The 12,398-nt window shown below is 72.9% G+C and carries 6 protein-coding genes; 2 read left to right on the top strand and 4 right to left on the bottom strand.

What is annotated here, in order from left to right:
- Nucleotides 1-4: 4 nt before the first annotated feature.
- Together CNX65_RS36960 and CNX65_RS14485 are read right to left on the bottom strand one after the other, a co-directional pair.
- Nucleotides 5-1,357, bottom strand: coding sequence for a FecCD family ABC transporter permease (locus CNX65_RS36960; protein WP_232519833.1), 1,353 nt, complete (start codon nt 1,355-1,357; stop codon nt 5-7).
- Nucleotides 1,354-2,181: a heme/hemin ABC transporter substrate-binding protein gene (locus CNX65_RS14485; RefSeq protein WP_232520162.1), complete on the bottom strand. Its 828-nt coding sequence runs from the start codon at nt 2,179-2,181 to the stop codon at nt 1,354-1,356. Before CNX65_RS14485 ends, CNX65_RS36960 begins: the two co-directional genes overlap by 4 nt.
- Here CNX65_RS14485 and CNX65_RS36955 point away from each other — a divergent pair.
- Complete coding sequence (locus CNX65_RS36955; protein ID WP_232519832.1) at nt 2,105-2,332, top strand: hypothetical protein; 228 nt, start codon at nt 2,105-2,107, stop codon at nt 2,330-2,332. The two genes, CNX65_RS14485 and CNX65_RS36955, sit on opposite strands and share 77 nt — an antisense overlap.
- Before the next feature lie 84 nt (nt 2,333-2,416).
- Here CNX65_RS36955 and CNX65_RS14480 read toward each other — a convergent pair whose 3' ends face one another.
- The gene (locus CNX65_RS14480) at nt 2,417-2,821 is read right to left on the bottom strand and encodes a cysteine/serine endopeptidase inhibitor (RefSeq protein WP_096493413.1); all 405 of its coding nucleotides are present in this window, start codon (nt 2,819-2,821) and stop codon (nt 2,417-2,419) included.
- Nucleotides 2,822-3,003: 182 nt separating this feature from the next.
- Between CNX65_RS14480 and CNX65_RS14475 the strand changes: the two genes are divergently transcribed.
- The gene (locus tag CNX65_RS14475) at nt 3,004-4,578 is read left to right on the top strand and encodes a nucleotidyl transferase AbiEii/AbiGii toxin family protein (RefSeq protein ID WP_096493411.1); all 1,575 of its coding nucleotides are present in this window, start codon (nt 3,004-3,006) and stop codon (nt 4,576-4,578) included.
- Nucleotides 4,579-5,174: 596 nt separating this feature from the next.
- Here CNX65_RS14475 and CNX65_RS14470 read toward each other — a convergent pair.
- Nucleotides 5,175-11,627, bottom strand: coding sequence for an RHS repeat-associated core domain-containing protein (locus tag CNX65_RS14470; protein ID WP_157767648.1), 6,453 nt, complete (start codon nt 11,625-11,627; stop codon nt 5,175-5,177).
- Nucleotides 11,628-12,398 lie beyond the last annotated feature (771 nt).

Here is a 12,398-nt window from a genome sequence, read left to right as displayed (position 1 = left end):
AGCCCTACAGCAGATCGCCCTTGCCGACCGTGGTCGGGGTCAGCTCGCAGGTCTGGGGCGCGGTGGTCGTCGTCGTGGTGGTGGCGCTGCTCTCCTGGGCCTTGCGCACCTCGGACGTCGGGTTCGCGGCGGAACTCGGCTTTCCGTCCGAAGTGGACGGTGTGACCGAGGAGGGAGCCGTGGTCGTCGTCACCGACGGCTCCGCGCTCCCCTCCTGCGCCGACACCGGTCCGGGAGCCACGACGAGCAGCACCCCGGCCGCGAGGACCGCGCTGGTGAACCTCACTGCCCGACCTCCGCCCTGCGCCGCTTGCGCAGCACCACGATCCCGGCCACGACGACGACCAGCGCGGCGCCACCCGCGCCCGCGAGCAACCAGGTGTTGCCGTCCCGCTCGGGCTCCTGCTGCGCGGCGGTGCCGGTCGCGGCCGGCTGGGCCGCCGGGGCGACCGCGAGGTCGACGCCCCCAGCACGCGGGACCTGGTCCCGGTGAACTCGAGCCGGTGCTCCCGGCCTGCGCGCCCTCGGAGACGACCGCCGAGTAGCTGAGCGCCCCCGCCGCGTCGGCCGTGGCGACGGGCAGGAACAGCGCGCCGGGCTGGAGCAGCATCTGCACCTGCTCGTCGGCCGCGAACCCGGACCCGGTCACCTCGACCGGCTGCCCGACCAGCGCGGTGACCATGCCGATGGGCAGGTCGGCGTGGGCGACGAGGGTGCGGGCGAGGAGGTCGGCGGCGGACAGCAGGACCGCGCCGCCGAGCAGGCTCGCGGGCACCAGCACGCGGTGGCCCGGTCCGACCGCCATGCGCACCAGGTGCGGCACGACCAGTCCGACGAACCCGATCACCCCGGTGTAGGACACGGCGGCGGACACGCCGACCGCGACGAGGCAGATCACCAGCAGCCGCAGGCGTTCCACGTCCACGCCGACGTGTCGGGCCTGCCGGTCGCCGAGCGTGAGCAGGTCGAGCCTGCGGGCCACGGCGAGCGCGCCGACCGCCGCCCCCGAGGAGACGCCGACGACGCCCGGTTCCGCGAGGGGGTTGCCGAACGTGCCCTGCATGAGCGCGCCGCAGACGCCGCCGACGAGCACGGTCATCACCACGCGCGGGAAGCGGATGGCCCACAGGGCGCTGTCGGTGAAGCGATCCAGCGGGGCGGGCGCGAGGCCGACGCGGTGGGCGAGGGAGGCGAGCACGTCGGAGACGGGGACGCCGAGCTGCCCGGTGCCGGTGGAGACGAGCGTGACGACGGCGAAGGTCGCGGCGAGGCCGGTGAACAGGGCCACGAAGCGCAGCCGCCCCGGTCGTTTGGGCAGCGGAACCGTTGCGGCGGAACGGGTCCCGGTGGCGGTCACGAGCCCTCCGGCGCGTACAGGGCGCGGGCGAGGCCGTCCAGGACCGAGGCGGTGAGCGGGCCGAAGCCGAGCACCTGGTGCTTGCTCACGTCCACGAACCTGCGGCGCTCCCCCGCCTGGGTCTGCGCGATGCCGGGCACCTCCAGCGCGCCCTCCGCGCCACCGACCGACTCCAGGCCCTTGCTCATCATCAGGATCACGTCGGGCTTGGCCCTGGTGAGCGCCTCGGGGTTGACCGGCCGCATCCCGTCGACGCCGACCTCGGTGGCCACGTCGACCGCACCGAGCGCGGTGATCAGCGAGTCCGCGCCGGAGCCCTCGCCGAACAGGTGGTACACGCCCGCCTGCCCGCGCAGGTACAGGAAGACGACGCGGAGCTTGCGGTCCGGTTCGGCGGGCGCGAGGCGGGAGATGGCCTCGGTGGTCGCGGCGATCTCGCGGTCCACGCGGTCGGCGAGCGCCCGGCCCTGCTCGGGGACGCCGAGCGCGGCGGCGACGTCGTGGACGATGGCGGAGTTGGTGTCCATGCCGCGCTTGTGGGTCACGACGACGACCGGGACGCCCGTGTCGCGCAGCTGGAGCATCGCGTCCCACGAGCCGAGGGTGGTGTCGGTCAGGATCACGGTGGGGCGCAGGTTGACGATGGCCTCGGCGTTGAGCTGGTGACCGTTGACCGTGACCAGCGGGAGGTCCTTCGCGGCGGGGAAGCCGGTGGAGACGTCGAGGGCGAGGACGCGGGAGGCATCGGTGACCGTGACGCTCGTGCCCTGGTCGTCGGTGACGGTGACGGTGACGGTGAGCGCGGGCCTCGGGTCGGTGGCGATGGGGGTGATGTCGGCCTGCTCGACGACGGCGGTTGTGGGGCTGGTGTGGCTTTGGGGGTCGGCGAGCCCGGTGGGCTGGGCCAGCGGGGTGCGGGGCGCCGGGCGGCGGGACGGCGACGCACCCGGCGAGCAGTCCCGCCACGCAACCTAGAGGATGGTCGATCACCGGCGAAAGGCGCTGTCGATCACAGGCGGCGGCGCGGGCGCGACCGTCCGTCGCGCCCGCCGCGGCGGATCAGGAGCGGACGAACTTCCAGGTGACCCCGACGTTGCCCAGGTTCGGGTCGGCGAGCTGGCGGAACGCGGGCAGGCTCAGGTCGATGTGCCCCGGCGCGCAGCTCGGGCACTTGTCGCGCACCGGCGCCTTGACGGTCTTGCCGTTGCGGGTCACCTCCACCGAGATCCCCCTGCACAACGGGTCGTTGTTCGGGTTCGCGGTGGTCCAGTAGCTCGCCGAGACCGCGACCAGCAGCTCGGTCGAGGCGTTGAGCCAGGTCCCGCAGGCCCCGTAGCCGGAGTCCGTGTAGTAGGTGGTGTTGCCGCTGACGGGCTGGCCGATGGGGATGGCGGCCTCGGCTGTGCCGGGCAGGACCAGCGCCAGCGCCGCGGCCACGGCGGCGCTCCAGCGGGTTGCTCGCATGGGGACTCCCTCGTGCTCGGTGGACTTGTGAGAGCGCTTCCAAGCCTTCCGGATTGGTCTGGACCTCTGTCAAGGAAGTGAGGGGGGTGGTGCCCCGGATGGCCGCAGCCCGCCCGCTGCCACCCGCATCGCCTTTCGTCAAGTCGCCCTCGCCGCGCGAGCTGGAATGCGAGGATCCCCCGGTGTTCAGCGGTGACTTCGAAGTGCGCGTGACCGGCTCCGAGTGGGAGGCCGACGGGTTTGCCTCGTTCGCGCGCGAGCACGGGGTGAAGTTCACCCACATCGTGCTCGCGCGGGGCACCAGCCCATCGCAGCCCATGCTGTCCTTCGGCGCGCACGGCACGCTGGACGAGGTGCGCGCGCTGGCGCGGCGGTGGCGCGAGGACCTGGCCGCCGAGGGGCTGCGGGTGCTGCGGACCAAGGTCGAGGCGGCGCCGTCGGCTTCGGGCGTGCCCACCAGCGACGAGCAGGCCCGGCCCGACCTGTACTTCGAGCACCACGTCAAGCTGCTGCTCACCCGGTCCGACGCGGCGGTGCTGCACGAGCTGGGGCACGCGGTGCAGCCGCACAACGCGCACCTGTCGGCCAACGCGCTGCGCGGGGCAGGCGGTGACCACGAGGAGCGGTTCGTGACGCAGCGCTGCCACGGGGTCGGGCGGGAGACCGCGCGGATCCGGCTGGAGGCGCTGCTGGCGGCGGTGCGCGGGGTGCTCGGGGCGGGCGAGCGGGTGCTGGAGGTCGAGGAGGAGTACGTCGTGCACGACGACGCGCTCGACCTGGACCGGGGGTGGCTGGAGGGCTCGGCGGACCGGCACGCGTGGCACGAGGAGCGGCTGCGGACCGCGCCCGCCGGGGCGCCCGAGTTCCCCGTCACCTACCAGCCGATGCGGGTCCACCCAGGGGTCGGGTTCCAGCAGCGGGCGGTGTTCGACCCGGCGGTCAAGCAGTACGGGCACTCGTTCCGGGCCGGTGAGCCGGTGTTCGACGACCCGGCGCAGGGGGCGCGGTGGTTCGCGGCCCGGCGGGAGGCGGTGGCGCACGTGCTGGGGGTGGTGGAGCGGTCGCCGTGGGCGGGGAACCTGGTGCTGCGCGGGAGCGCGCTGCTGCGGGCGTGGTTCGGGGACGCGGCGCGCGAGGCCGGTGACCTGGACTTCGTGGTGGTGCCGGGGACGGTCGGGGTCCGGGACCACCTGGCCGAGGAGATGCTGGCCGGGCTGGTGGTGGCGCTGCTGACCGAGCCTGGGCCGGGGGTGCGCGGCGAGGGGGTGACCTCGGTGGACATCTGGACCTGCGAGCGGGCGTCCGGGCGGCGGCTGGTGTTCCCGTTCGACGTGCCGGGGCTGCCCGGCGGGTCGGTGCAGCTGGACTTCTCGTTCGCGGAGGAGCTGCCGCTGCCGCCCGGTCGGGAGGTGGTGACGCCGTTGGGGACCTCGCTGCTGGTCGCTCCGCCGGAGCTGGTGCTGGCGTGGAAGGTGCAGTGGTTGATGACGGACATCTACCCGCAGGGGCGGGACCTGCACGACGCGGTGCTGCTGGCCGAGCGGACCACGTTGCCGCTGGAGGTGGTGCGGGGGTTGCTGGAGCCGGAGCTGGGTGAGCAGGGGTTGGTGTTCACGGCCGGTGACCTGCGGTCCTTGGAGGGCGAGGTGGACTGGCCGAACTTCGCCGACGAGGACCCGGTGGCCTCGGCGGGCGGGGACGCCTCGGTGCTGCTGGACCGGCTGGTGGCGGCTCTGGAGCGGCAGGTTCGCGCTTAGCCGCGGGGGTGCTCGGGGCGGCTCTGATGCTGCTCCGTTACCCGGAAGAGTGATCCTGAAATACGTCGTTCCCAGGGTCTTAGCACCGCCGGTTTCACCGTGGAACAATTATCAGCAGGACGACGCGAGGCCTTCGGTCGGGCATTGCGCGAACGGTCCGGACCGGTCAGGTGCACCCCGGTTTCCGCGCCCGTTCCGCGAGTCCGATTCCCGACTTCGCGTGCACATGCGCACTAGACACCAGACAGTGCTTCTTGGGCGTGTCCTCGCCTGGGCGCACCGGGAGAGGAGGAGTTGCTGAACGCTGAACCCACAACTGAATGCGCAAGACGACCGCGAAGGCCGCGGGCCAGGGTGGTCGGGCTGACAGCTGCGAGCACCACGTCCGACCACGACGTGACGACCTCCGGGAGCGCGCCCCGGCGGTCCTCTCACGCCCACCTGGACGAGCAGACCCGACCACCTCACGCGGTGGCGACCATTCCACCGACCCGGCGGTGACGCAGCAACCCTTTGCGGCTTCTCCGCCTTCTCCGGTTGGGCAAACGCCGCTCACCAGGCACTGAGTACCGACGTCAAATCCGGCTTTCAAAAATCTACCGCTCGCCTCCACTGCGGTGGTTCCCGGAGGACGTGGTGTCCCCGTACAAATCACGCTGGTGCCGGTCAGCCAGTTCCTGCAAACGTGACCCACAGGTGCCCGCCATAGGCGCCGCCACCACAGACGGCCCCTCCAGACCAGGAGCGCCCACACCAGGGGCACCCGCCCACGACCGCCCAGTTCCTGGATGCCCAACTCCTGAGCGCCCAGTCCCTGAGTGCCCAGCCCTTGAATGCCAAGGCCCCAGTTCAGCGTGCGCCGGATGCGTACGCCCAACCTCACCCACGCCATACCCCCGCTGGGGAAACGGCCTGCTCGCAGACGGCAGCAGACACTCGGGAGACGCAGCCCCGAACCGCCCAACCGGCGGCGCCCACCCACTCAGGTAGCCGCTCACCGCACGCCCGGACAGGGGCGAGCACGGAACCAGCCCCACCGGGTCGACCGCAGCCGTGGGGTTGTCCGCGTAGGTCCACGGGTTGGCCGCAGGAGCCAGCCCCAACGGGTCCCTGGTCAGGTAGCGCCCGGTGGCCGGGTCGTAGTAGCGGTGCACGTTGTAGTGCAGACCCGTCTCCGCGTCGTGGTGCTGACCGGGAAAGCGCAACGGCGTCCACGAGTGCCCGGAGGACAGCCCCCACAAGGTCGAGGGGCGCTTCGGCAGGATCGACCCGATGTCCGGGTCGACGAGGTCCGCAGGCGCACCAACCAGATCGGTGACCACGGCCAGGAACCGACGGTCAACCCACTGACCGCCCGCTTCCCCCAGTTCCCCACGGGCCACACCCTGCCCGCCCCGATCCCCCTGCTGCTCACCGCGACCGCCGGGCTCACCGCGCCCGGAACGCTCGACCCCACCGACCAGCTCAGCACGACTGACCTGCTCAGTACGCCCAGCCTGGTCACCACGCCCAGCCTGGCCACCGCGTCCCGCCTGGCCACCGTGACCAGCCTGGCCAACATGCCCAGCCAGGTCACCATGCCCAGCCAGGTCACCGCGTCCCGCCTGGTCACCGTGACCAGTCTGGCCAACATGCCCAGCCAGGTCACCACGCCCCGCCTGGTCACCGTGCCCAGCCTGATCCACATATCGAGCCCGGTCGACGTGCCCAGCCCGGTCGACGTGGTTGCCCTGGCCAGCGCGGTCCTCCTGGCCAGAGGGCCTGTCCTGGCCAGAGCGGTCACCCTGGTCGGGGTGGTTCCCCTGGCCGAAGTAATCGCCCTCGCTCCGCAACTCGGGGCGCTCAACCTGGTTGCCCTGCCCGCTCCGGTCGCCTTGGCCAAGACGGGCGGCGTAGTTGGGCTGTCCCTGCGCAGAACCCGCAGACCCTGCGAGCCCAGCGGGACCGGTCGTCGCCTGCTGCGCCGCAGCGCCCTGCGGAGGCATGGACCGCGCACCGGCAGGCACCCGTGAGCGTTCGGTCTGGGTCACCACGTGCCCGGTGCTCGGGGCGTGGTCCCATACCAGTGACTCGGCGCCCGTGAACTGCTCCGCCGGAGCCGCGCCGTCCCACATGAAGTCGACGCGCTCCACCGGGGTCACGCCGTCGTCCGCCATGCGCTTCTTCCACACCCGGCGGCCGAGGGCGTCGTAGCCGTAGCGCCACAGGGAGCCGTTCGGGGTGCGTGCCGACAGCAGGCGGTCCTGGGCGGACCACTCGAACTCCCAGGTGTCCACGCCGCCGTCCGGGCGCTGCACCGAACGGCTGGAGGTGCGGCCCGCCTCGTCGTACGTGAAGACCAGGTCGCCCGCTCGCGTCACCCGCATGAGGTCGTGCTCACGCGGGCCCGCGCCCGGCTCGGGGCCGGACCAGTGGGCGTGGACGACGTTCCCGGTGCGGTCGTACTGGTAGACCTCGGTGCCCGAGGAGCCGCGCACGGCCAGCACTCGGCCGACCTCGTCCAGGTCCAGCACCTGACCGCCGGTGACCTGGTCGTACACCGACACGAGCTTGCCGTCCGGCCGGTAGCCGTAGGTGCGGCGCTGGGCCAGGGCGGGCGTGGTGGAGCGCAGGCCGGTGACCACGGTCTGCGAGCGCAGCCGGTCCACCTCGTCCCACACCTGGGCCACCAGCACGCCGTCGTCCACCCTGCGCTCGACCTCACGTCCCGCCGCGTCGAAGCTGAACCGCGTGGTGCGACCCGCCGCGCGCAACGCGGTGGGACGGCCCAGCAGGTCGTAGGCCCACACGCTCAACGCCCCGGACGGGGTCCGCCGCGTGACCCTGCGCCCCAGCACGTCGTACCGCGACTCCAGCACCCGGCCGTCGATCGACTCGCTGAGCACCCGCCCACACGGGTCGTAGGTGAGGACCAGGTCGGCGTCGGGCCCCTTCGCGCGCAGCAGCCTGCCGACCGGGTCGTAGGCCAGGTCGGTGCGGCCCTGCGCGGTGTGCACGGCGACGACGCGGTCACGCGGGTCAAGGTCGAGCATCACGCTCTCGCCCCGCTCGTTGGCGTGCCCGTGCAACCGCCCGGCCTGGTCCCACACGTAGGTGGTGATGCGCTGGTCGAAGTCCACCTCGGACACCAGGTGGCTCCTGGAGTCGTAGGTGTACCGCCACTCCTGGCCGTGCTCGTTGACGACGGCGACCGGGCGCAGCTCGGTGTCGTAGCGGAACTCCAGCCGCGAGCCGTCCGGGCGGACCTCGGCGACGGGCAGGTCGAACGGTCCCACCTCGATCGTGGTCACCGCGCCCGTGGCGTCGGTGTGCTCCCGCAGGTTGCCCTCGCCGTCGCGGCGCAGGACGGTGCGCGCCCCGTCCGGGTCGACGCGTCCCGCGAGCCCGCCCTCAGGGGTCCAGGTGAACCGGGTGCGCCCACCTGCGGGGTCGGTGACGACAGCGCGGCGGCCGAGTTCATCGTACTCGTAGCGGGTCGTGCCGCCCATGGGATCGGTGACCGATTCGACCAGGCCGAGCGAATTCACCTCGTAGTGGGTGGTGGCCCCGCTCGCGTCCGTGACCTCGACCAGGTCACCGCCCTCGTCATAGGTGCAGGTGGTGCGCGCGCCCATAGGGTCGACAACCGCGATGAGCGCGCCATTGGGCCCGTACTCGCGCCGCCACACCGCCCCGTCCGGGTCGGTGACGACCACGGGCCTGCCCGTGCTGTCGTGCTCGGTGCGCACGCGGGAGCCGTCGGGCAGAACAGCCTCGACGAGATCGCCCCGGTCGTCGTAGCGGTACGCCGTCCTGAGCCCGAGCGGTCGGGTGCGCGAGAGCAGCCGGTGGTGCGCGTCCCACTCGCTGACCGTGCGCGCGCCGGTCGGGTCGGTCTCGCACACCACCTGGTACCGCTCGTTGACCTGGTACGTCGTGGTGTTGCCGAGCGAGTCGGTGACCGTGGTCAGTCCGGGCGCGTGCTCCAGCCTGCACGACAGGTACCCGCCCGCGCCCTCGGCCGCGGTGCACCGGTCCTCGTCGTCGTAGGCGTACCGGTACCACATGCCGTTGCGGTCCTCGTACCGCGTGACGCGGCCGAGGTCGTCGTACTCGAACCGCAGCGGCAACCCGCTGGAGTTGACCGCGGCGACGAGGTTGCGCCGCTCGTCGTAGCGGAACTCGCCGAGCAGCACCTCGGTGCCCGCGCCCGCGAGCCGGTAGGCGGTGATCAGACCGTCCTCGCTGTCCACGAGCACCCGGTACCCGCCGGAGTGCGCGACCTCGACCAGCGCGCCCCGCTCGTCGCGCCGGAACTGCACGCAACGCCCGTCCGCGTCCGTGATGGCGGCGAGGAGCCGCTCCCGGTGGGGACCGGGGGCGAAGTGGAGGATCTGGTCCCGGTCCGCGCGGTGCACGGCGTACCCGCCGGTGGCGGTGCGCACCAGCGGCCAGCGGGGGCCCGACTCGGGGAGCGCCTCGGCGTTGTCGGCCGGGTGGGGGTAGAGCAGCAGCGTGCCGTCCTCGACCGCGAGCGCGACGCCCTCGGGGTCGACCTCCAGGCGCTGGTCGGCGGTGCAGGCCCAGGTGGGGCCGAAGGAGCGGCCGAGGCGGTAGTGCGACACGTGGGTGCGGGTGAGCAGCAGCGGGAGGGTGGAGGCCAGGTCGACGTCGGTCTGCGGGAGGACGACCCAGCCAGTGGTGACGTCGATCGGGTCGCCGTGGGTGGGGCGGTTGGCGAACGGGTTGTCGTGGGCGCCCTTCGGCGAGGCGGCCTCGCCAGCGATCGTGCGACCGGCAGGGGCGGACGGCTCCGAGGCGGGACTGTCCGGGACGGCGGCTGGGCCGGAGTCGGGTTCCGCAGCCAACTGGAGCTCAGAGCGCGACACACGGGCGGTAAGCGCGGCAGACGGCTCACCTGCGGGCTCCGCCACCAGTGGCAGAGACGTGCGCGGCATCTGAGCCGTGGGCGCGGCCCCTTCAGAAATACCTGCGGTGGACACCCCGGAAAGGGGCGATGCCGAACTGTCCGGACTGGCAGAAACAGAATCGGTCCCCGGCACGTCCGAGACAGATTCCCCCGAAAGGGGCGCTACCGAGGGACTCCCACCAGGGGTGGCGAGGTCAGTAGTCTCGTTCTTGGTCGTAGTGCGCGAGGAAACCGCGATGCGCAGGGTCGGCGGTTCACCCGGCGGGCGCTGGGACGCGGCTGGTTCAAAGCTCGCAGCTGAACCGGTCGTGGTGCCCGGAGGCGCAGGCGGCTGAATGCCGCCGTGCGTGGACGTGCTGCTCATCAGCGTGGGAGCGTCAAACGCGGGCAGGTCGCCCCGCTTTTCCTCCTGCTTCGCCTGGCTCTGCTTGGCAGCACTGGGGTACGTGGTCCCTTGACGGCTGCCAGCCGCCTGGGGTGCTCCCTGCTGGCCAACGGGGTCCGAGCCCGAACTGGCGGGCACGCCAGCAGGACCTTCCGGTCGCGTGGCGTTCGGGAGGTCCGCGCGGGGAGCCGCGGCGAGGTCGGCGCTGGAGGTGGTCGTGGTGCCCTCGGCACGGGGCCAGCCCGCCTCGGCGACCGGGGTCCCGACTGCGCCGGTCACGCCGTCCGCCGGGACCGGAGGCCAAGCGAACGCGTCCGCGCCCGTGGACGTCGAGCTCGGCGGCTGAGCGCTCGTCGGTGGCCACTGCGTCTCGGCTGCCGCCGAGGCGGTGGTCGGCGCGTCAATTGGGGGCGTGGGCCAGGCGAAGGCGTCGGCACGCGCCTGGGTGACGGGCGGGTCGCTCGGGGGCAGGGTCCACACGGACTCCACCGGCGAAGGCGGCCAAACGCTGGTCGCACCGGTCGACCGCGTCAGGTCCGGGGTCGCTTCGGCCTGGACCGCCTGCTGCGGAACGGGCTGGTCAAGGGGCTGGTCAGCGGACTGGAGCCAGGGCTGGGCAACGCTGGACTGCATCGCGCCACTGGCCTGCACAGGTCCCGTCTGGGCTGCGGCGGTTTGCGGGGCGGTGGAAGCCGCACTGGGGTCGGTCGTGTCGGCGGCGTTCGGGAAGGGCGCACCGGGCCCGAACGGATCGGGCCGGAACGCATCGGATTCAGCCGTGCCGAGCGAGGCGGTGCCAGTCCTGGGCGTGTCCAGGTCTGCGACGCCTGGGTGGACTGCGCCGGGCTTGTCGGGGGTGCTGCCACCGTGGGTGTCGACATTGGTGCCGGGCGTTCCGGGCTGGGACATGCCGGACTGCTGGTCTGCGGTTGCGGCCGTCTGGGGTGCGCCGGACGCCTGGCCGGGCTCGGTTGACTGGCCGGGCTCGGTTGCCTGCGGGGGCAGCGGCGCCGCGGCGGCCAGGGTGGTGGACGGGGTGGGGGCTGTGGCGGCCTGCAGGGTGCGCAGGGCGGTCGTCGCCTCGCCGAACAGGTCGCCGGTCTGCGTGAGCAGGGGGGTGAGCCTGCGGAGGGCGTCGAGCAGCTTCGAGGTCAGCGCGGTGATGCGGGCGGCCGTGGCGGCCACGGTCTGGGAGATCTGCGGGATCGTCCACGGGGCAGCCACTCCCCCGGTGCCCACGATCTGGAGGGCGACCTTGACCAGGTTGTCCACCGCGTCGGCGATGACGTCGCGGACCAGGCCGCGGACCGCGCCGACCAGTTCGCCCGCCTTGCGCAGACCACCTGACGCGCCGTGCGCGCCCTGGCTGGCGGCGGTGAGCAGCGCCGCGGTCTGCTCGGCCCGGACGCGGTAGTTGTCGGCTGCTTGACCGGTCCACGCGGTGGTGTCGGCGGCGACGGCGGCGACCAGGTCGCTCGCGATGGTGGCCAGCTCCGTTGCGACGGCGCTCCACGTCTCGGCCTGCGCGGTGACGACGGCGGGGTCGCCGCGCAGCTCGTCGAGCGCGCGCTGGAGCGGGGCGACGTGCTCGACCAGCCACTCCACGCCCGCCTGCGAGAGGGGCTTGAACGGGTCCGAGACCTCACCCAGCGAAGGCAGGTCGTCCTGGCCCGCGCTGGGGGCGTCACCGAGCCAGGAACCGTTCGTGAGGGAGGTCCTCAGCTCGGTCGCCGACTCGGTCAGCCCCGTGTCCACGGCACCCGCACCCGGCCCCGACGTCACCGCGCCGGACTGGGGCCCACCAGCCGCACCTGCGCCGAACGAGCTTGCGCTGTTCTGCGCGCCGCTGACAACGCCTGCACCGAACGCCCCGGCACCAGACTGGTCCTGAGGCGCTCCAGCAGCGCCCGCGCCGAACGAACCAGCGCTGCTCTGGAACGCAGACGAACCCGGATTGTTCGGGGACGCATCCGCAGCACTCATACCGAACGAGTCCGCGTCAGAAGTCTGGGACGCAGCGGGGACACCGGCGTCGAAGGAGGCCGCACCGGTTTGGGGTGCGCCAGGCGCGGCCGAGCCAAACGGGTCCGCGCCGGGAGCCGTCTGACTTGGCGCTGGCTGACTTGGCGCTGGCGGGACGTGACCCGCTGCGGGGAACCCTGCGGAGTTCGGACCGGCCGGGGAGGGGTTGGCCGGTGCGAAGCTTGCCGCGGTGGAGGCTGCCTGGGGCGGGAGGGGCTGGTCAGCGTCAAAGGAGCTGGGGGCGACGGCGCCGGATTCGGGGGAATCAGCACTTGCCGGGGCGGTGGCGGATGGCTCCTGACCTGCGGGAGGTGCGGATGGTCCTGGAGCAGGCGGGGCTGACGCGGACGGGACTGGTGCGAATGGGGCTGGGGGGAACGTGGCCGCGTCCGGCGGGGTGGTGGTGTAGTTGTTTGGCTCCGCCTCGTCGGCGAACGCGCTGGAGCCGATCACACCGCCGTCGAACGCGGCTGCGCTGACCGAGCCCGCGACGGCCGGGGCCGT

Origin of the sequence: Actinosynnema pretiosum (assembly GCF_002354875.1) — a bacterium.
Classification (GTDB): domain Bacteria; phylum Actinomycetota; class Actinomycetes; order Mycobacteriales; family Pseudonocardiaceae; genus Actinosynnema; species Actinosynnema auranticum.
Note: the sequence above shows the minus strand (reverse complement) of the source record. Positions and strands in the feature narration are given on the sequence as shown.